The organism is Streptomyces sp. NBC_01210, assembly GCF_036010325.1.
Taxonomy (GTDB): domain Bacteria; phylum Actinomycetota; class Actinomycetes; order Streptomycetales; family Streptomycetaceae; genus Streptomyces.
The window spans coordinates 5547125-5567121 of record NZ_CP108549.1; the positions used below are offsets into that span (position 1 = coordinate 5547125).

Consider the following 19997-nt stretch of genomic DNA (forward strand, 5'->3'; position numbering starts at 1 on the left):
CGCTATACGGTCATGACGGAACGTGGTCCGTCATGCCGTGTCGTCCGGGCGGTTCAGACCGTCGCGAGGGCTGCCGCGACCGAGTCGGCGAGCGGGGTCGCAGGACGGCCGGTCAGCCGGGCCAGGTCGCCCGTCGTGCCGGCCAGCAGGCCGCGCCCGACCGCCGCGTCGACGTCGACGAGGATCTCGGCGAGCGGCCCGGGCAGGCCCGCGCCGATGAGGATCTGCAGGTGCGTCCCGGCCGGGACGTTGTTGTACGTGATCGTCCGGCCGGTCTGCCGGGACAGCTCGGCGGCGTACTCCTCGAAGGACCAGGCCACGTCGCCGCTCAGTTCGTATGTCTGCGCCAGGTGGCCCTCGCCGGTCAGTACGGAGGCCGCGGCCGCGGCGTAGTCCGCGCGGGCGGCGGAGGCTATCCGGCCCTCGCCCGCGCTCGCGACCACGGCGGAGTGTTCCAGCACCGGGGCGAGGTGCTCGGTGTAGTTCTCGGTGTACCAGCCGTTGCGCAGAAAGGTGTACGGCAGCCCGGAGTCGAGGATTACCCGCTCGGTGGCCTTGTGCTCGGCGGCCAGCTGGAAGTCGGCGTCGGGCCCGCCCAGCACGCCGGTGTACGCGAGCTGCGCGACGCCCGCCGCCTTCGCGGCCTCGATCACCGCGGTGTGCTGCGGCACCCGTTGTCCGACCTCGCTGCCGGAAATCAGCAGGACGCGGTCGCCGGCGTGGAAGGCCCCGGCCAGCGACTCGGGCTCGCTGTAGTCGGCGATGCGCAGCTCGACGCCGCGCGCCGCGAGGTCCGTGGCCTTCTCCTTGCTGCGGACGACGGCGGCGATCCGCTCCGCGGGGACTGTGGCCAGCAGCTCGTCGACGACGAGACGGCCGAGGGCTCCGGTGGCTCCGGTGACAACGATGCTCATGGGTGATTTCTCCTTCTTCGATGCGATTCCAGAGCTCACCCTACGTGGGGCACTAACTGTGCGTAAGTACCCACTTTGAAGTAAGGTACTGGTATGGCCGTAAGTAGAGATCCCGACGTCAATCACGCGATGTGCCCGTCGCGCCTGATCCTCGAGCACGTCACCAGCCGCTGGGGTGTGCTCGTTCTCGCCGCCCTGCTGGAGCGCTCGTACCGCTTCAGCGAGCTGCGCCGCGAGGTCGGTGGTGTCAGCGAGAAGATGCTCGCCCAGACCCTCCAGACGCTGGAGCGCGACGGCTTTGTGCACCGCGACGCCAAGCCGGTGATCCCGCCGCGCGTCGACTACTCGCTGACCGCGCTCGGCAAGGAGGCCGCCGAGCAGGTGTGGGGGCTGGCCCGCTGGACGGAACGGCGGATGCAAGAGGTCCTGGTGGCGCGCGCGGCATACGACGAAGCCCGGACCTCCTGACGGGAGATCCGGGCCTCGGACGGTGCGTGGAGCGTCAGCCGACGACGGTCCAGGTGTCGTTCCCGGCGAGCAGCGCGGCCAGGTCGCCCTTGCCGTTCTGCTCGATGGCGGTGTCGAGCTGGTCGGCCATCATCGTGTCGTAGACCGGCCGCTCCACACTGCGCAGCACCCCGATGGGCGTGTGGTGCAGAGTGTCCGGGTCGGCGAGGCGGGAGAGCGCGAAGGCCGTGGTCGGGCTGGCGCTGTGCGCGTCGTGGACCAGGATCTGCGACTCGTTCTCCGGCGTCACGGCGACGACCTTCAGGTCACCCGTCGCCAGGTCCCGTACGACACCCTTGTCGCCGTCGTTCCCGAAGCGGATGGGCTGTCCGTGCTCGAGGCGGATGATCGCCTCCTCCGCCTGCTGCTTGTCCTTCAGTACCTCGAAGGCGCCGTCGTTGAAGATATTGCAGTTCTGGTAGATCTCCACCAGCGCCGTGCCCCGGTGGTCGGCGGCCTGGCGGAGCACCTCGGTGAGGTGCTTGCGGTCGGAATCGACGGTGCGCGCCACGAAGGACGCCTCGGCGCCGATCGCCAGCGACACCGGGTTGAAGGGCGCGTCCAGCGAGCCCATCGGCGTCGACTTGGTGATCTTGCCGACCTCGGAGGTCGGGCTGTACTGGCCCTTGGTGAGTCCGTAGATGCGGTTGTTGAAGAGCAGGATCTTCAGGTTCACATTGCGGCGCAGCGCGTGGATCAGGTGGTTTCCGCCGATGGAGAGGGCGTCGCCGTCACCGGTGACGACCCAGACCGACAGATCACGGCGCGAGGACGCCAGCCCGGTCGCGATGGCGGGAGCGCGGCCGTGGATGGAGTGCATCCCGTAGGTGTTCATGTAGTACGGGAAGCGGGAGGAGCAGCCGATTCCGGAGACGAAGACGATGTTCTCCTTCGCCAGGCCGAGTTCGGGCATGAAGCCCTGCACGGCGGCGAGGATCGCGTAGTCACCGCAGCCGGGGCACCAGCGCACTTCCTGATCGGACTTGAAGTCCTTCATGGACTGCTTGGCGTCGGCCTTGGGCACCAGCGAGAGCGCCTCAGTCATTGATGGCCTCCTTGAGAGCTGCGGCGAGCTGCTCGGCCTTGAACGGCATGCCGTTGACCTGGTTGTAGCTCCGTGCGTCGACCAGATATCTCGCCCGGATCAAGGTGGCGAGCTGGCCGAGGTTCATCTCGGGTACCACTACCTTCTGGTAACGCTCAAGAACCTCGCCCAGATTCCTCGGGAACGGGTTGAGGTGGCGCAGATGGGCCTGCGCGATGGGGAGGCCGGCGGTGCGCAGTCGGCGTACGGCGGCCGTGATCGGCCCGTACGTCGAGCCCCAGCCCAGGACGAGCGTGGTCGCGCCGTGCGGATCGTCGACCTCGACGTCGGGGACCTCGATGCCGTCGACCTTGGCCTGGCGGGTGCGGACCATGAGGTCGTGATTGGCCGGGTCGTAGGAGATGTTGCCGGTGCCGTCCTGCTTCTCGATGCCGCCGATCCGGTGCTCGAGTCCGGGCGTCCCCGGAACCGCCCAGGGACGCGCCAGGGTCTGCGGATCACGCTTGTACGGCCAGAACACCTCCGTACCGTCAGCCAGCTCGTGGTTCGGGCCGGTGGCGAACTGCACACGCAGGTCCGGGAGCTCGTCGATCTCGGGGATCCGCCACGGCTCGGAGCCGTTGGCCAGATAGCCGTCGCTCAGCAGCAGCACCGGGGTGCGGTAGGTGAGCGCGATCCGGGCCGCCTCGAGAGCGGCGTCGAAGCAGTCGGCGGGCGTACGGGGCGCGACGATCGGGACCGGGGCCTCGCCGTTGCGTCCGTACATCGCCTGCAGCAGATCGGCCTGCTCGGTCTTGGTGGGCAGACCGGTCGAGGGCCCGCCGCGCTGGATGTCCACGATCAGCAGCGGCAGCTCCAGGGAGACCGCAAGACCGATGGTCTCCGACTTCAGCGCCACGCCGGGGCCGGAAGTGGTGGTGACGCCGAGCGCGCCGCCGAAGGCCGCACCCAGCGCCGCGCCGATGCCCGCGATCTCGTCCTCGGCCTGGAAGGTCCGTACGCCGAAGTTCTTGTGCTTCGAGAGCTCGTGCAGGATGTCGGAGGCCGGTGTGATGGGGTACGAGCCCAGGTAGAGCGGCAGATCGGCCTGCTTGCTCGCGGCGACCAGCCCGTAGGAGAGGGCCAGATTCCCGGAGATATTGCGGTAGGTGCCGGTGGGGAACGCCTTGCTCGCCGGCGCGACCTCGTAGGAGACCGCGAAGTCCTCGGTCGTCTCGCCGAAGTTCCAACCCGCCCTGAACGCCGCGATGTTCGCCTCGGCGATCTGTGGCTTCTTGGCGAACTTGCTGCGCAGGAAGGTCTCGGTGCCCTCGGTCGGCCGGTGGTACATCCAGCTCAGGAGCCCCAGCGCGAACATGTTCTTGGAGCGCTCGGCCTCCTTGCGGGAGAGTCCGTACTCCTTGAGCGCCTCGATGGTGAGTGTCGTCAGCGGCACCGGGTGGACGCGGTAGGCGTCCAGCGAGCCGTCGTCCAGGGGCGAGGCGTCGTAGCCGACCTTGGCCATCGCCCGCTTCGCGAATTCGTCGGTGTTGACGATGATCTCGCCGCCGCGCGGCACATCGGCGATATTCGCCTTGAGGGCGGCGGGGTTCATGGCGACCAGCACGTTCGGCGCGTCGCCCGGGGTGAGGATGTCGTGGTCTGCGAAATGCAGCTGGAAGCTGGATACGCCCGGGAGGGTTCCGGCAGGCGCCCGGATCTCGGCGGGGAAGTTCGGAAGTGTGGAGAGGTCGTTGCCGAACGACGCGGTCTCCGAGGTGAACCTGTCACCTGTGAGCTGCATACCGTCACCGGAGTCACCCGCGAAGCGGATGATCACCCGGTCCAGTCGACGGATTTCCTTCTCGCCGGCGGGCCTGCGCTGCTCGCCGACGAGAGCCTCATCGGACTCGTCATCGGCCTGCTCGGCTGGGCTACTGACCTGGCTGGTCACTGAACTGGACCTCCCTCGAGGCGGCGGTTCGGGCCCGGTCGGCCCACCGGCCGTCCCAATGCCACCCTACGTCCGTAAGGGCGGCCTTCCCTGGACCGCTCATATGCCGGACGTCTTTTTGAGACGCTCTGATGCCCTGGTTTGCCATGCTCCGCTCCGCCCCCCGGGTCCGTGGGTAAAGACGCTCCCTGTCCATTATTTGGTTCTGGGTCTGCCGCTCCACTCAATAACTGACAGAGTGTCAGTCAATTAGGAGTTCAGGTAGGTCAGCACCGCCAGTACACGCCGATGATCCCCGTCACTGGGGGAGAGTCCGAGCTTCAGGAAGATATTGCTGACATGCTTCTCGACCGCGCCGTCGCTCACCACGAGCTGCTTGGCGACCGCGGAGTTCGTCCGGCCCTCGGCCATGAGACCAAGGACTTCGCGCTCGCGCGGCGTGAGCCCGGCCAGCACATCCTGCTTACGGCTCCGGCCCAGCAGCTGCGCCACCACCTCGGGGTCCAGCGCGGTACCGCCCCGCGCCACCCGGACCACGGCGTCCACGAACTCACGCACCTCGGCGACCCGGTCCTTGAGCAGATAGCCCACGCCGCGGCTGCTGCCCGCGAGCAGCTCGGTGGCGTACCGCTCCTCGACGTACTGCGAAAGGACCAGTACCCCGACCCCGGGATGTTCCTTGCGCAGCCGCACCGCCGCCCGTACGCCCTCATCCGTATGAGTGGGCGGCATCCGCACGTCCGCGACCACCACATCCGGCAGCGCGTCCTGCGCGGCCAGGTCGGCGACCGTCTTGATCAGCGCATCCGCGTCCCCCACGCCCGCCACGACATCGTGTCCGCGGTCGGTCAGCAGCCGGGTCAGGCCCTCCCGAAGCAGTACTGAGTCCTCGGCGATGACCACCCGCACTCTGTCCTCCACAACCCTGCAGCCCCCATGTCGATGTGCTTCCCACCCCTGCACCTTCCAGCATCCCAGTACTCGGACCGGATTGCGGGGTATTCAGCCTCGTGGGGGACCGTCCCGGACGAAGTCTGGGGGAGTCTGGGGTTCGGGCGCGGGGCTCGGGGGCCGGGGCTCGGGGCCTCGGGCCGGGGAGCCCCGACGTGGGGCAGGAACTCTCGGGTCAGCCGCGACGTGGGGCAGGAACTCTCGGAGTCAGCGACGTGGGGCAGGAACTCTCGGGGTCAGCCGCGCCAGGGAAGCTCGGCCGTCACGGTCGTCGGGCCACCGACCGGTGAGTCCACGGCCAGGATTCCGTCCACGGCGTCCAGTCGCTCGGCCAGACCCGCGAGGCCGGTGCCGGCCGAGGTGTCCGCGCCGCCCCGGCCGTCGTCCGTGACCTGCAGCATCAGCCGGTCCTGGGAGCGCCAGACATCCACCGTGGCACGGCCTGCCTGCGCGTGCTTGCTGACGTTCTGGAGCAGCTCGGAGACGGTGAAGTACGCGATGCCCTCGATGGCGGGGGCCGGCCTGGCGGGCAGGTCCACCTCCACGCTCACCGGGACTGTGCAGCGTGAGGCGACGGAGGAGAGCGCGGCGTCCAGTCCGCGGTCGGTCAGTACGGCGGGATGGATGCCGCGGGCAAGATCGCGCAGCTCCTGCAAGGCCACCTTCACCTCGCCGTGGGCCTCGTCCACCATGCGGGCGGCAGCGTCCGGATCCTCGAGCAGCTTCTCCTTGGCGAGACCGAGGTCCATGGCGAGTGCGACCAGGCGGGCCTGTGCGCCGTCGTGCAGATCGCGTTCGATACGGCGCAGATCGGCGGCCGCCGTGTCGACGACCACGCCGCGGTCCGACTCCAGCTCGACGACGCGCGTGGCGAGCCTGGAGGGCCCGAGGAGCCCGGCGACCAACACCCGGTCCACGCTCACCAGGCCGCGCATGAGCCAGGGGGTGGCGAGCGTGAGGACCAGGCCGATCAGGCTGGTCACGGCGAGCTCGAAGGGCTCGTCCAGGTAGAAGTTGCGCGTGCCGTCGCCGTACACCTGCAGGCCGTCCTGGCCGGCGTACAGCGGGAAGACCCAGTGGTACAGCGGGTAGAGCAGCAGGGTCCAGCCGGTCACCCAGAAGGTCAGCGAGACGCAGAAGGCGAAGACCGCCCACGGGAAGTGCAGTACCGCGTAGATCAGATGCCGCCAGGATGCCCCGCTCTTGAGGACCGCGCCGACCCAGGGCATCAGCCCGCTCTTCTTGCCGCGCAGGGGCGCGGGGTCGGCGACGTCGAGGCCCAGCAGGGTGCGGGCCCGAGCGCGCTCCAGCGCGCCGAGTCCGCGGCAGCCGACCAGACCGGCGGCCAGGACCGGGATCCCGAGGAAGGTGACGAGCAGCCCCGCACCGAGCGAGACGGTGGTGATCGCGAAGGTGAAGAACACGATGCTCATCGGGAGGCTCAGCAGCAGATAGCCGAACTCGCGCCACGTGCGGCCCTCGAGCGGTGCGCGCAGCGCGGGGGGGATGAAGTGGTCCCGGGTCTCCGGTCGGTAGTCCGTGGCCATCGATGTCGTCCGTTCTGCGATGCGGGCTGTCATGACTCAAGGCTGCTGCGGCCGCGGGCCGCACACCATGAGGGCGGTTCCCGTCTTGGGGCGGGGGTTTTCCCCACCATGGGGGTGTGTGGAGGCGGTCGGGGCGGGGCGGACCGGCACCCCGGCGCCGCCCCCGGCACCCCGGCGCTGTTTCCGCGCGCCGTGCTGCCCCCGTCAGCGTTTGCCGCTGCCGCTGCCGCTGCCGCTGCCGCTGCCGCTGCCGCGCTCCCGCCACGGCAGCTCCGCCGTGACCACGGTCGGCCCACCGACCGGTGAGTCCAGCACGAAGAGCCCGTCCACCGCGCCCAGCCGCTCGGCCAGACCCGCCATGCCCGTACCGCCGTCCAGTGACGCACCGCCGCGTCCGTCGTCCTGGACCTGGATCAGCAGCCGGTCGTTCGCCCGCCAGACATCCACCGAGACGTTCTTCGCCTGCGCGTGCTTGCTGACGTTCTGGAGCAGCTCGGAGACGGTGAAGTACGCGATGCCCTCGATCGCCTCGGCCGGGCGCTCCGTCAGATCGACGGTCACCTTCACCGGGGCCGTGCAGCGTGAGGCGACGGAGGAGAGCGCGGCGTCCAGTCCGCGGTCGGTCAGTACGGCGGGATGGATGCCGCGGGCAAGATCGCGCAGCTCCTGCAAGGCCACCTTCACCTCGCCGTGGGCCTCGTCCACCATGCGGGCAGCAGCGTCCGGATCCTCGAGCAGCTTCTCCTTGGCGAGACCGAGGTCCATGGCGAGTGCGACCAGGCGGGCCTGTGCGCCGTCGTGCAGATCGCGTTCGATACGGCGCAGATCCGCCGCTGCCGTGTCGACGACCACACCCCGGTCCGACTCCAACTCGGCGACACGGCGCTCCAGTTCGTCGGAGGGGGAGAGCAGGCCGCGCACCATCGCACGGTCGGCGTTGGCCAGTGAGCGTGCGACGAAGGGGAGTACGGGCCAGAGCACGAACAGGCTCACCAGCGTGATCGTGAAGCTCAGCACACCCCAGGGCAGCCGGATGAAGGAGTACAGCACCGACCGCCACGCCACCGGGTCCTTCAGGCCCACCCATAGCCAGGAGACGAGTCTGTCGCGGCGCTGGGATCCGTGCAGGGACCCGTGCAACGGGCTCGGCTCGTCCATCCGTACGCCGAGCAGCGCGCGGGCCCGGGCCCGCTCCGCCTTGCCGAGGCGGCGCGCGCCCGCGAGGCCGAGGGCGAGGAGCGGCAGACCGATCACCGTCACCGACAGTGCCACCCCGGTGAAGATCGTGAACGCCACGTAAACAAACCCGATCAGGGCGATCGGCAGATTGGCGAGGAGATGCGCGACCTCCGTCCAGGTGTGGCGGCCGAAGGCGAAGCGCGCGGGTGGCAGCCGGTCGTTGTCGGGAACGGTGATGCTTGCGGTCATACGCCCCACCCTGCCGGGCCGGGTCGCCGCACGCCATGGGGTACATGGGTGGGATGAAGTAGGGATAACCCCACCCGATGCGAGACGCGACTGCTTACCGTCGCTTTAGCAGGGCCTAGACTCGCGTGCGTATAGATCGTCGTACAGATCGTCGAATAGATCACCTAGATCACCTAGATCACCTGGATCACCAACGAGGTCAGGGAGCGAGGGGCGGACGTGCCGGAACCGACCGTGGCCGTGCTCGCGGCGGACCACTTCGCCAGCTATTTCGAGAGCTATTCGGTCGTCGGACTGCTCGCGCTGATCGGCGTGCTGTTCGTCGCCGTGGCCTTCGGGGCGGGGCGGCTGCTGCGGCCTGTGGTGCCGACGCCGGAGAAACTGCTGACGTACGAATGCGGAGTGGACCCGGTGGGCGAGGGCTGGGCGCACACCCAGGTCCGCTACTACATCTATGCCTTTCTGTACGTGATCTTCGCCGTCGACTCGATCTTCCTCTTCCCGTGGGCGACGATCTTCGCCGCCGCCGGATACGGCGCGACGACACTCGTGGAGATGTTCATCTTCCTCGGCTTCCTGGCCGTGGGACTGCTCTACGCATGGAAGAAGGGCGTCCTGACATGGGCGTGACCCCGGAGATCTCTTCGAACCCGGAGATCGCTTCGACCCCGGCGACTTCGGCGACCCCGGCGACTCCGGAGCTCCTGCCGGAGCCGAAGCGCCTCGGCGTTCTTTCGCGCCTGGCCCCGGAACCCATGAAGGTGGTCCTCAATTGGGGGCGCCGCTACAGCCTCTGGGTCTTCAACTTCGGGCTCGCCTGCTGTGCGATCGAGTTCATCGCCGCCTCGATGGCGCGCCACGACTTCATCCGGCTCGGCGTGATCCCCTTCGCGCCCGGCCCGCGTCAGGCGGACCTGATGGTCGTCTCGGGCACAGTGACGGACAAGATGGCGCCTGCGGTGAAGCGCCTGTACGAGCAGATGCCCGAGCCCAAGTACGTCATCTCCTTCGGCGCCTGCTCCAACTGCGGCGGCCCGTACTGGGATTCGTACTCCGTGACCAAGGGCGTCGACCAGATCATCCCGGTCGATGTGTATGTGCCCGGCTGCCCGCCCCGTCCCGAGGCGCTGCTGCAGGGCATCCTGATGCTGCAGGAGAAGATCGCGCGCGAGTCGCTCGGCGAGCGGTACTCCGCACGTCCCTCTGCCGCTGCTCTGCAGAGCGGCCTGGTGCGGCCGCCGGCCGCGCCGTCCTCGGCCTCGGCCACGTCCTCGGCCTCGGCCACGGCTCCGGCGCCGGCGCCGGAGGAGAGTGCCGAGTGACCACCACCGCCTACGACCGCCTTCCGGAAGCCGCCGCCGAGATCTTCGGCGAGGGGACCACCGCCGAGCGGACGTACGACCTGCTCACGGTCGACGTCCCCGTCGGCTCCTGGATCGCCGCGCTCGAGATCGCCCGCGACAAGCTGGGCTGCACCTACTTCGACTGGCTGAGCGCGGTCGACGAACCGGGTACGGGCTTCCGGGTCTGCGCCCATGTCGTGTCTCTCGAGGGCCGGAGCGTACGCCGCCTGCTGGTGCGCACCACCGTCCCGCACGAGGCTCCCGAACTCCCGTCCGCCGTCGAGATCTACGCGGGCGCCGCCTGGCACGAGCGCGAGACGCACGAGATGTTCGGCATCTCCTTCACCGATCACCCGCACCTGGTCCCGCTGCTCCTGCCGGACGGCTTCGAGGGCCACCCGCTGCGCAAGGACTTCGTCCTGGCGGCCCGGGTCGTGAAGGCATGGCCGGGCGCGAAGGAGCCGGGGGAGTCGGAGCACGGCGGCCCCAAGCGCCGCCAGATGCTCCCGCCCGGCGTCCCGGACCCGAACGAATGGGGCCCCCTCAAGGGTCAGCTCCCCCCGGCCGCTGCCCGCCCGGCGAGGTCGGCGCGCACGGCCGCCACCGGCGCCACCGGCGACCGCCCGCCTCGTCGCGCCCGTAGCGTCTCCGAGGGCTCGGCGTCCCAGACACCGGAGGCGACGACGACTCCCGAGGCTCCGGCAACGCTTCGTCGTGCCCGGAGCGCGTCGGAGGGCTCGGCGACGCAGCGGACTGCGACGACGGAGGAGAAGCAGGGGACAGAGGCGACGGAGGGCAAGCCCGCGACGCCCCAGGCCCCCGCGACGCCCGAGGCCCTCGTGACGCCCGAGGCCCCCGCGGTGCCCAGCGAGCCCGAGGCGCCCTCCCCGCAGTCGGCGCAGGTGCCCCGCGGTTCGGACGCCCCCTGGCACAAGCCGCGCCCCGCCTTCGACGACGCAGCCGCACCCGAGGCTCCCGCACCCGAAGGCCCGGCACCCGAGGCTCCCGCACCTGAGGGCCCCGCACCTGAAGGCCCGGCACCCGAGGCTCCCGCGGCGGCGGATGAAGCCGCCCCAACCAAGCCCGCCTCGCCCGAACCCACCCCGCCCGAGACCGACGAATCCGCACCCGACTCGGCCGAACGCCCCGGAGGAGACGCGTGAATGACGCTCTCGACGTCGCCACCCGGCTGGTCATCATCTTCGCCGTGTTCCTCGTCCTTCCCCTTGTCATCGGGCAGACCGAGCACAAGGTGATGGCCCATATGCAGGGCCGCCTCGGCCCCATGTACGCGGGCGGTTTCCACGGCTGGGCCCAGCTCGTCGCGGACGGCGTGAAGTTCGCGCAGAAGGAGGACGTGGTCCCGGCCAACGCCGACCGCCGGATCTTCCAACTCGCCCCCGCCGTCGCCCTCCTTCCGTACCTCCTCGTACTGGTCGCGATCCCGATCGGCCCGAGCGAGGGCGCGGTTGGGATGGTCGTCGACGCGGGCATCTTCTTCGTGCTCGCCGTGATGGGTGTCGGGGTGCTCGGCTCGCTGATGGCGGGCTGGGCTTCGGCCAATAAGTTCTCCCTCCTCGGCGGTCTCCGTACCGCCGCGCAGCTGCTGGCGTACGAGCTGCCGATGCTGCTGACCGCCGCCTCCGTCGCCATGGCGGCCGGCACCGTCTCGCTGCCCGGCATCCTGAACGCCTTCGAGTGGTGGTGGCTGCCCTGGCAGATCGTGGGCGCCCTGGTCTTCTTTGTCGCGGGCCTCGCCGAACTCCAGCGCCCGCCCTTCGACATGCCGGTCGCCGACTCCGAGATCATCTTCGGTGCCTACACCGAGTACACCGGCCTCCGTTTCGCGCTGTTCCTGCTTGCCGAATACGCGGGCATCGTCGTCCTGTGCAGTCTGACCACCGTCCTTTTCCTGGGCGGCTGGCACGGCCCGTTCGGGGCCGACGGCCTCGGCTGGGTCTGGACCCTGCTCAAGACGGCCGTGCTCGCCTTCGTCGTCATCTGGCTGCGCGTGAGCTATCCACGCATGCGCGAGGACCAGCTGCAGAAACTTGCCTGGACCACACTCGTCCCGCTCGCCCTCGCCCAGATCGCCCTCACCGGCATCGTGAAGGTGGTGATCCAGTAATGCCTCCGATCCCCGGATCCGGCCTCGCGAAGGGCCTCGCCGTCACCCTGCGGACGATGACGAAGAAGACCGTCACCGCGCAGTACCCGGACACCCCGCCCGAACTCCCGCCCCGCACCCGCGGCGTGATCGGTCTGTTCGAGGAGAACTGCACGGTCTGCATGCTCTGCGCCCGTGAGTGCCCCGACTGGTGCATCTACATCGACTCCCACAAGGAGACGGTCCCGGCCGCGGCCCCCGGCGGCCGCGAGCGCAGCCGCAATGTTCTCGACCGGTTCGCCATCGACTTCGCGCTCTGTATGTACTGCGGTATCTGCATCGAGGTCTGTCCTTTCGACGCGCTGTTCTGGTCCCCGGAGTTCGAGTACGCGGAGACGGACATCCGCGAGCTCACCCACGAACGCGACAAGCTCCGCGAGTGGATGTGGACGGTGCCCGCGCCGCCCGCGCTCGACCCGGCCGCCGAGGAGCCGAAGGAGCTCGGCGCCGCCCGCAAGGCGGCCGAGAAGCTCGCGGCCGCGCAGGCGGAGGCCAACGAGGCACCGGCCGCCCCGTCCGACGGCACGACCCGGACCGACGGCACCACCACCCGGGGAGCCGGGGGCACCCCGCCGTCCGACGGCACCCCGTCGGCCTCGCCGCCCGCGGGCGAGGGAGGCCCGGCATGATGCTCGCCGCAGCCGAAACCCATGGCTTCCTCTCCCCGACCGGCGTCGAGATCCTCTTCGCCCTCGTCGGCCTCGCCACCCTCGGCGCGGCCGTCATGGCCGTCACGACGAAGCAGCTGGTGCACGCAGCCCTCTGGCTGGTCGTTGCGCTCGGCGGCCTCGCCGTCGAGTACCTGCTGCTGACGGCGGAGTTCATCGCCTGGGTGCAGGTCCTGATCTACGTCGGTTCCGTGGTCGTCCTCCTTCTCTTCGGGCTGATGCTCACCAAGGCCCCCATCGGCCGCTCCCCGGACGCCGACTCCGGAAACCGCTGGGTCGCCCTCTCCGTGGCCATCGCCGCCGCGGGCTCCCTGGTCTGGATGGTCGTGGACGCGTTCCGTACGACCTGGATCGACCTGGACGGACCGGCCCAGGGCTCCACCCAGGTGGCCGGCCAGATCCTCTTCCGGCACTGGGTACTGCCTTTCGAGGCGCTCTCCGTACTGCTGCTCGCCGCCCTCGTCGGCGCGATCGTCCTGTCCCGCAAGGACGCCAAGGACCCCGAGGGGAAGAGCTGATGCACCTCGCCTATCCCGCCGTGCTCGCCGTCCTCCTCTTCAGCGTGGGGCTGTACGGAGTACTCGCACGCCGCAACGCGATCCTTGTCCTGATGTCCGTCGAGCTGATGCTCAACGCCGTCAACCTCAACCTCGTCGCCTTCGACGTCTGGCTGCGCGACACCCTGCACGCCGGCCAGGCACTCACCCTCTTCACCATCGCCATCGCCGCCGCGGAGATCGGCATCGGCCTGGCGATCGTCCTGACGGTCTACCGCAACCGCGGAAGCTCGGACGTCGACAGACTCCGCGACACCGCCGAGGGCCCCCACGACACCCCTGACGCCTCCGACGCCTCCGACGCGACCGCCACGGCGAAGAAGGCGGAGGCCACCGCGTGACCACTACGACCCTCGCCGTCCTCGTCCCCCTCCTTCCGTTCCTGGGCGCTGCTGCCGGACTATTGCTCGGCCGCACCGCCCCCGGTTTCGTACGGCCCCTGGCCGTCCTGCCGACACTCGCCGCAGCCGCCATCGCCGTCGTCGTCGCGATCCGCCAGGGTGGGGGGAAGGCGATCGAGGCCTCGACCCAGCTCACGCCCACCGGGTCGGTCCCGATCGACCTCGCCCTCTACCTCGACGGATTCGCGGTCCTCGTCGCCGTGCTGGTCGGGGTCGTCGCGTCCTGTGTGCAGATCTACTCGACGGGCTATCTCCGCGGCGACCCGCGCTATCCCTCGTACGCGGCTCTCGTCTCCCTCTTCACCTCCGCGATGCTGCTCGTCGTCTACTCCGGCGACCTGATGGTGCTCCTGGTCGGCTGGGAGATCATGGGCATCTGCTCCTACTTCCTCGTCGGCCACTACTGGGAGACGCCCGAGGCACGAGCCGCCTCCCTCAAGGCCTTCCTGGTCACCAAGCTCGGCGATGTCCCCTTTCTGATCGGTCTGTTCGCGCTCGCTGCCGACGCCGGCACGTTCCAGATCACCGGGATCCTCGGCTCCGTCGCGGCCGGTGGCATCCAGCACCCCACCCTCGTCGCGCTGCTGCTCCTCGCGGGTGTGGCGGGCAAGTCGGCGCTGTTCCCGCTGCACACCTGGCTGCCCGACGCGATGGCGGGCCCCCCTCCCGTCTCCGCGCTGATCCACGCCGCGACGATGGTCGCGGCCGGTATCTACTTCGTGGCCCGGCTCCTTCCCGTCTTCGCCGCCTCCGCGGCAGCTCTCACCGTCCTCGCCGTGATGGCCGCGGTCACCATGGTCGGCTCGGGGCTCGCGGCCCTCGCCCAGGACGACATCAAGCGCGTCCTCGCCTACTCGACGATCGGCCAGCTCGGCTATATGTCGGGTGCCCTGGCCGTCGGTGACCGTGGTGCCGCCGTCTTCCACCTCATGTCTCACGGAGCGTTCAAGGCACTGCTCTTCCTTGCCGCCGGAGTGATCATCCATGCCTCCGGCACCAACTCGCTCGCCACCATGTCCCGGATGAGCGGCCTCGCGAAGCGCGTTCCCGACGCCTACTGGACGATGACCGTCGCCCTGCTCGCGCTCGCCGCGATCCCTCCCTTCGCCGGCTTCTTCTCCAAGGAAGCCGTCCTCGTGGCCGCCGAGCACGCCGCGCTCGGCGAAACCGATATCGCACCCGGGGCCGCGGGGTGGCTGGTGCTCGTCGCCGGACTGCTGACCGCCCTCCTCACCGCCGCATACGCGACCCGCCTCTGGCTGCTCACCTTCCGCGGCCGTGGAGCCGAAGCCCCCGACCACGGCCGACAGCCCATCACCATGAACGCCGTGCTCTGGGTTCTCGCCATCCCCTCACTCGGTTTCGGGCTGACCTTGACCTACATCGACGATTGGTTCGACGGCCACAGCCTCACCCCGACCGTCACCACCGCCGTACTCGGCACCGGTGTCGCGCTCGTCGGCGGACTGATCACCTACGGCGCCTGGCGCGCCGTGCGGTTCCGGCAGGACGCCGCCCGTACGCCCATGGGCGTCGTCGCCGCCCACCCGGACGCCGCGCCGTTCGTTTCCGAGGCCGAGGCCATTGCCGCCCACACCGCTGCGTTCGGCGATCTCGCGGCGGCCCCCGATCCGAGCGACCCTGGCCGCCTCCTGCTCGGCCCGCTCCACCGCCACGCCGCGGCCGGCTTCCACGTCGACGCCGTCTACTCCGCTCTGTTCGTACGTCCCGTCCGGGCTGCCGCCCAGCTGGTCCGCTTCCTCGACCGCGAGGTCGTCGAGACGTACGTACGCGGCGCGGGCACCGGCCCCCGCTGGCTCGGCGCCGCCGTCCGCCGCGCCCAGACCGGAAATGTGCAGACCTACCTCGGTGCGCTGCTCGCCGGTTCCGTCGCCCTGGCGATCGCCGCCGTCGTCCTTGCCAACGTCAACGCCGGATCGTGAGCCGTGATCGATATCAGCGCGTCCGTGATGCAGTTCCTTCTCGTGTTCATCGTCGTCGGCCCGCTCGTCGGCGCCGCGGCCGCGCTCCTGCCCGCCCCGCCCGGGCTGCGCGGCAAGAGCCCGGACCAGGCGGTCCTGCGCCACGGCGTGACCGTCACCGGCGTGATCCTCGTCGCCGCGATCGTTCTGGCCCTCGGCTTCGACCATGGCCACCCGTCCAAGATGCAGGCCACGACGGACATCAGCTGGATCGCCGCACTCGATGTGCGGATCCACTTCGGCATTGACGGCATTTCACTCCCCCTTGTCGTCCTGACCGCGCTGCTGACCTTCCTCTGCGCGCTGTACAGCTACTTCAAGATGCCTTCGGGCCCGTCCCCGAAGGCCTTCGTCGCGCTGCTGCTCGTCCTCGAATCCGGGACTCTCGCGACCTTCGCCGTCCTCGATCTGCTGCTCTTCTTCCTGGCCTTCGAGATGGTCCTCATCCCGATGTACTTCCTCATTGCCCGCTGGGGCGGCGAGGCGCGGCAGTCCGCCGCCTGGAAGTTCATCCTCTACACGCTGCTCGGCTCCGTCGTGATGCTGCTCGGCCTGCTGCTGATCGGGCTGAAGACCGGCACCTTCGACATGGTGGCACTCGCCACTGACAACGGCCGTGGGCTCAGCGTATCCGTGCAGGTCATCGCGGTTTTGGCGATCGGGATCGGCCTCGCCGTGAAAACTCCGATGTGGCCGCTGCACAGCTGGCTCCCGGACGCCCACACCGCGGCGCCGACCGTCGGCTCCGTCCTCCTCGCGGGCGTGCTGCTCAAGATGGGTACGTATGGATTTGTCCGTATCCTGCTCCCCATCGCCCCCGACGGCATGCAGACCTTCGCGCCGTATCTCGCCGCCTTCGCCGTCGCCGGCATCGTCTACGGATCCCTCGCCTGCCTCGCACTCGCCAAGCAGGGTGCGGGCGGCGATCTCAAGCGCCTGATCGCATACTCCTCCGTCGGCCACATGGGCTTCGTGCTCCTCGGCATCGCCACGTTGACCCCCACCGGCGTCAACGGCGCGCTCTTCGCCAACATCGCCCACGGCCTCATCACCGGCCTGCTCTTCTTCCTGGTCGGAGCGCTCAAGGACCGCTACGGCACGGCCGACCTCGACACCCTCGCCGGCGCAACCGGCGCCGCGCTCTACGGCCGCGCCCCGCGCCTCGGTGGCTTCCTCGCCTTCGGCGCCGTCGCCTCCCTCGGGCTGCCGGGCCTGGCCGGATTCTGGGGCGAGATGCTCGCGATGTTCGGTGCCTTCCGCCCCGCCGACGGGCTCAGCCGCCCCGCCTTCCTCACCTTCATGGCGATCGCCGGCTTCGGCACACTGCTCACCGCCGCGTACCTCCTCGTCGTCGTACGCCGTGTCTGCATGGGCGCGAAGCCCGCCGAGGAGACACCGGACCTCGCCGACATCCAGACGTACGAATTCGCCGCCTGGACCCCGCTCGTCGCCCTCACCGTCCTCGCCGGACTGTGGCCCGCGGTCCTCCTCGGCCTCACCGACCCGGCCGTGCAGAAGCTCCTCGCAGGAGGCAAGTCGTGACCGTGGCAGCCGACAGCGTCACCAGCCTCGTCCAGTCCGTCGACTGGCTCACGATCGCGCCGCCCACCATCACCGCGGTGGTCGCCCTGATCGTGCTCGTCGCCGACCTCTTCGTACCCGAGAGGCGCAAGCCGCTGCTCGGCGTCGTCGCGATCGCCGGCCTCGTCGCCGCCCTCACCCTCCTGCCGCTGCGCAAGGGCAACCGCGCGACGTTCTGCCTCACGACGGACGCCGACGCCTGCAGCTACACCGCCGATCACTTCGCGCTGGTCATCCAGTTCCTGGTGCTTGGGGGCGCGCTGCTCACCGGGCTGCTGTCGTTCCACGACACCAGGAGGAAGCTTCCCGCAGGGGAGTTCTGGTTCCTGCTGCTCTCCTCCGCGGCCGGCGCCGCCCTGCTGCCCGCCTCGCGCGACCTCGCCACCCTCGTCGTCGCCCTCGAGGTCGCGTCGCTGCCCGCCTTCGCGCTCGTCGGCCTCAGGCGCGGAGACCGGCTCTCCAGCGAAGCAGCCCTGAAGTTCTTCCTCTCCTCGGTCACCGCGACTGCTGTGATGCTCCTCGGCGTGAGCTTCGTGTACGCCGCGACGGGCACCCTCCATCTCACGCAGGTCGCCGCCGGACTCGACAACGTCCCCGGTCAGCTGGGCACCCTCGCCAAGGCAGGCGTTGCCCTGACCCTCGTCGGCTTCGCCTTCAAGACTGCCGCGGTTCCCTTCCACTTCTGGGTCCCCGACACCTATGTGGGCGCCCCGCTGCCCGTCGCCGCGTATCTCTCCGTCGTCGGAAAGGCGGTCGGGTTCTCCGGCCTCATCCTGGTGACGGTCATCGCGTTCCCCGCTTACGCCGACGTCTGGGGTCCGGCCATCGCCGTCCTCGCCGGTCTCACCATGACGGCGGGCAATGTCGCGGCGCTGCGTCAGTCGGCCACGCGCGCGTGGAGCGCGGTACGCCTGCTGGCCTGGTCCTCCGTGGCGCAGGCCGGCTACCTCCTGGTGCCGATCGCGGCCGCGGCGTACTCCAGCGACGACCAGATCGGCGCGACCGTCGCGTACGCCCTGATGTACGCCGTGGTGAACCTCGGGGCCTTCGCGGTCGCGGCGCTCGTGGCCCGTACGAAGCCGCTGAACCGGATCTCCGACTACCGCGGCCTCTACGCCACCCGACCGCTCGTCGCCCTCGCCATGGGCTTCTTCCTGCTCTGCCTCGCCGGTCTGCCGCCCGGCATCATCGGCCTGTTCGCCAAGGTGACCGTCTTCTCCTCGGCCGTCGAAGCGGGCCTCGGCTGGCTGGCCGTCGTCATGGCCATCAATGTCGTGATCGCCCTCTACTACTACCTGCAGTGGACGGCGATCCTCTTCCGCGCTCCGGAGGCTGTCGCGGAGACCGCCGAAGAGGGTGCCGAGACGGCCGAACCGGTCCGCAGCAGCGCCCCGACGCCGGTCACTGTCGCCATCGTCCTGACCGCCGTCGTCGGTGTCGTCCTCTCCGGCTACCCCCAGCTGGTTCTTCGATTCGCTGCGACCAGCCTGTTCTGAGCGCCACCCGAACGGCCCAGCCCAGGGCCGGGCGCACAAGGGAACTCGCCTCCTTCGCCTGGCGTTGACCAGTAGAGAAGGGTCCACTGAAGAGTGGAGCAGCACCACGCAAAGGGTCCCCTGCCGCACCATTTGGAGGGCGTACCGTGCACCGCCGGCACAATGGGCTGAAGACCGCCGTACTCCTCGGGGGACTGTCCGCACTCATCCTCGTCATCGGCAGCTTCTTCGGCCGTACGGGCCTGCTCGTCGCGCTCCTCGTGGCGCTCGGCACCAATGCGTACGCCTACTGGAACAGCGACAAGCTGGCGCTGCGGGCCATGCGCGCCCGCCCCGTCAGCGAATTCGAGGCACCCGCGCTCTATCGCATCGTCCGCGAGCTGTCGACCGCCGCCCGCCAGCCCATGCCCCGCCTCTACATCTCGCCGACCCAGGCCCCCAATGCCTTTGCCACCGGCCGCAACCCGCGCAATGCCGCGGTCTGTTGCACCGAGGGGATCCTGCGGATCCTCGACGAACGCGAGCTGCGCGGCGTCATCGGCCACGAGCTGAGCCATGTCTACAACCGCGACATCCTCATCTCCTCGGTCGCCGGCGCGCTCGCCTCCGTGGTGATGTTCCTGGTGAACTTCGCCTGGCTGATCCCCATCGGCCGCTCCGACGACGACGAGGGCCCGGGCCTCGTCGGCATGCTGCTGGTCATGATCCTGGGCCCGCTGGCCGCTTCCGTGATCCAGCTCGCCGTCAGCCGTTCGCGCGAGTACGAGGCCGACGCTTCGGGCGCTCAGCTCACCGGCGACCCGCTCGCCCTGGCGAGCGCACTGCGCAAACTCGACGCCGGTACGAAGCAGTTGCCGCTGCCGCCCGAGCCGCGGCTGGAGACTGCGAGCCATATGATGATCGCGAATCCCTTCCGTCCAGGCCAGGGACTCTCCAAAATGTTCTCCACCCACCCACCCATGGCGGAGCGCATCGCCAGACTCGAGCAAATGGCAGGTCACCGCCCGTGAAGACAATCCTGAACGTCATATGGCTGATCCTGTGCGGCTTCTGGATGTTCCTCGGTTACCTGTTCGCCGGACTGCTGCTGTGCATCACCATCATCGGCATCCCCTTCGGGCTGGCCGCGTTCCGTATCGGTGTCTACGCTCTCTGGCCCTTCGGCTACACCGTGGTCGAGCGCCACGACGCCGGCGCGCCGTCCTGCGTCGGCAATGTGCTGTGGCTGGCCCTGGCCGGCTGGTGGCTGGCGCTGGGCCACATCGTCACCGGCATCGCCCTGTTCATCACGATCATCGGCATCCCACTGGCCATCGCCAACTTCAAGCTGATCCCGGTCTCCCTGCTGCCCTTCGGCAAGGAGATCGTCCGCACGGACCAGCCGTTCACCTCTCGGTAGGCCGCGGAGCGGCCCTTCGCCGACCCGCTCTCGTAGCCCGGGCGGTGCCGGGCGGAGTTCCGCGCCCGAACGTGAGGC

Annotated in this window: 19 protein-coding genes; 13 read left to right on the top strand and 6 right to left on the bottom strand. The window is 69.6% G+C overall.

Features of this window, described 5'->3' with window-relative positions; translation table 11 throughout:
- Positions 1 to 53: 53 nt before the first annotated feature.
- On the bottom strand, positions 54 to 914 hold the full coding sequence (locus tag OG735_RS25260) for an SDR family oxidoreductase (protein WP_327325441.1): 861 nt from the start codon (positions 912 to 914) through the stop codon (positions 54 to 56).
- A gap of 93 nt (positions 915 to 1007) precedes the next feature.
- Between OG735_RS25260 and OG735_RS25265 the strand changes: the two genes are divergently transcribed.
- On the top strand, positions 1008 to 1382 hold the full coding sequence (locus OG735_RS25265; protein WP_327325442.1) for a winged helix-turn-helix transcriptional regulator: 375 nt from the start codon (positions 1008 to 1010) through the stop codon (positions 1380 to 1382).
- Positions 1383 to 1416: 34 nt separating this feature from the next.
- Here the strand turns inward: OG735_RS25265 and OG735_RS25270 are convergent, their stop codons facing one another.
- From OG735_RS25270 to OG735_RS25290, 5 genes are all read right to left on the bottom strand, one after another.
- Complete coding sequence (locus OG735_RS25270; protein WP_327325443.1) at positions 1417 to 2466, bottom strand: 2-oxoacid:ferredoxin oxidoreductase subunit beta; 1050 nt, start codon at positions 2464 to 2466, stop codon at positions 1417 to 1419.
- A complete protein-coding gene (locus OG735_RS25275) occupies positions 2459 to 4399 on the bottom strand; it encodes a 2-oxoacid:acceptor oxidoreductase subunit alpha (protein WP_327325444.1) in 1941 nt (646 codons plus the stop codon). Before OG735_RS25275 ends, OG735_RS25270 begins: the two co-directional genes overlap by 8 nt.
- 249 nt (positions 4400 to 4648) lie before the next feature.
- Positions 4649 to 5308, bottom strand: coding sequence for a response regulator transcription factor (locus tag OG735_RS25280; RefSeq protein ID WP_327328451.1), 660 nt, complete (start codon positions 5306 to 5308; stop codon positions 4649 to 4651).
- A 278-nt stretch (positions 5309 to 5586) separates the two neighbouring features.
- A complete protein-coding gene (locus tag OG735_RS25285; RefSeq protein ID WP_327328452.1) occupies positions 5587 to 6897 on the bottom strand; it encodes a sensor histidine kinase in 1311 nt (436 codons plus the stop codon).
- Between the two features lie 204 nt (positions 6898 to 7101).
- Positions 7102 to 8325, bottom strand: a complete 1224-nt coding sequence (locus tag OG735_RS25290) for a sensor histidine kinase (RefSeq protein WP_327325445.1) — start codon at positions 8323 to 8325, stop codon at positions 7102 to 7104.
- Positions 8326 to 8544: 219 nt separating this feature from the next.
- Between OG735_RS25290 and OG735_RS25295 the strand changes: the two genes are divergently transcribed.
- The 12 genes from OG735_RS25295 to OG735_RS25350 all read left to right on the top strand — a co-directional run bounded on the left by OG735_RS25295 (position 8545) and on the right by OG735_RS25350 (position 19919).
- Positions 8545 to 8955 carry an NADH-quinone oxidoreductase subunit A gene (locus tag OG735_RS25295; RefSeq protein ID WP_327325446.1) on the top strand — a complete coding sequence of 137 codons (411 nt, stop codon included), beginning with the start codon at positions 8545 to 8547 and terminating at the stop codon, positions 8953 to 8955.
- Positions 8946 to 9647, top strand: a complete 702-nt coding sequence (locus tag OG735_RS25300; protein ID WP_327325447.1) for an NADH-quinone oxidoreductase subunit B — start codon at positions 8946 to 8948, stop codon at positions 9645 to 9647. The genes OG735_RS25295 and OG735_RS25300 overlap by 10 nt, the downstream gene beginning before the upstream one ends.
- Positions 9644 to 10831: an NADH-quinone oxidoreductase subunit C gene (locus OG735_RS25305; protein WP_327325448.1), complete on the top strand. Its 1188-nt coding sequence runs from the start codon at positions 9644 to 9646 to the stop codon at positions 10829 to 10831. Before OG735_RS25300 ends, OG735_RS25305 begins: the two co-directional genes overlap by 4 nt.
- Complete coding sequence (locus tag OG735_RS25310; RefSeq protein ID WP_327325449.1) at positions 10828 to 11796, top strand: complex I subunit 1/NuoH family protein; 969 nt, start codon at positions 10828 to 10830, stop codon at positions 11794 to 11796. The genes OG735_RS25305 and OG735_RS25310 overlap by 4 nt, the downstream gene beginning before the upstream one ends.
- Positions 11796 to 12464, top strand: coding sequence for a NuoI/complex I 23 kDa subunit family protein (locus OG735_RS25315; RefSeq protein ID WP_327325450.1), 669 nt, complete (start codon positions 11796 to 11798; stop codon positions 12462 to 12464). The genes OG735_RS25310 and OG735_RS25315 overlap by 1 nt, the downstream gene beginning before the upstream one ends.
- On the top strand, positions 12461 to 13021 hold the full coding sequence (locus OG735_RS25320) for an NADH-quinone oxidoreductase subunit J family protein (protein WP_327325451.1): 561 nt from the start codon (positions 12461 to 12463) through the stop codon (positions 13019 to 13021). The genes OG735_RS25315 and OG735_RS25320 overlap by 4 nt, the downstream gene beginning before the upstream one ends.
- Positions 13021 to 13401, top strand: coding sequence for an NADH-quinone oxidoreductase subunit NuoK (gene nuoK, locus OG735_RS25325; RefSeq protein ID WP_327325452.1), 381 nt, complete (start codon positions 13021 to 13023; stop codon positions 13399 to 13401). Before OG735_RS25320 ends, nuoK begins: the two co-directional genes overlap by 1 nt.
- Entirely contained in the window at positions 13398 to 15404 is a 2007-nt protein-coding gene (locus tag OG735_RS25330; protein WP_327325453.1) for an NADH-quinone oxidoreductase subunit 5 family protein, read from the top strand. Before nuoK ends, OG735_RS25330 begins: the two co-directional genes overlap by 4 nt.
- 27 nt (positions 15405 to 15431) lie before the next feature.
- Complete coding sequence (locus OG735_RS25335) at positions 15432 to 16985, top strand: complex I subunit 4 family protein (RefSeq protein WP_327328453.1); 1554 nt, start codon at positions 15432 to 15434, stop codon at positions 16983 to 16985.
- The gene (locus OG735_RS25340; RefSeq protein WP_327325454.1) at positions 16982 to 18520 is read left to right on the top strand and encodes an NADH-quinone oxidoreductase subunit N; all 1539 of its coding nucleotides are present in this window, start codon (positions 16982 to 16984) and stop codon (positions 18518 to 18520) included. The genes OG735_RS25335 and OG735_RS25340 overlap by 4 nt, the downstream gene beginning before the upstream one ends.
- Before the next feature lie 146 nt (positions 18521 to 18666).
- Complete coding sequence (gene htpX, locus OG735_RS25345; protein ID WP_327325455.1) at positions 18667 to 19530, top strand: zinc metalloprotease HtpX; 864 nt, start codon at positions 18667 to 18669, stop codon at positions 19528 to 19530.
- A complete protein-coding gene (locus tag OG735_RS25350) occupies positions 19527 to 19919 on the top strand; it encodes a YccF domain-containing protein (RefSeq protein ID WP_327325456.1) in 393 nt (130 codons plus the stop codon). Before htpX ends, OG735_RS25350 begins: the two co-directional genes overlap by 4 nt.
- Positions 19920 to 19997 lie beyond the last annotated feature (78 nt).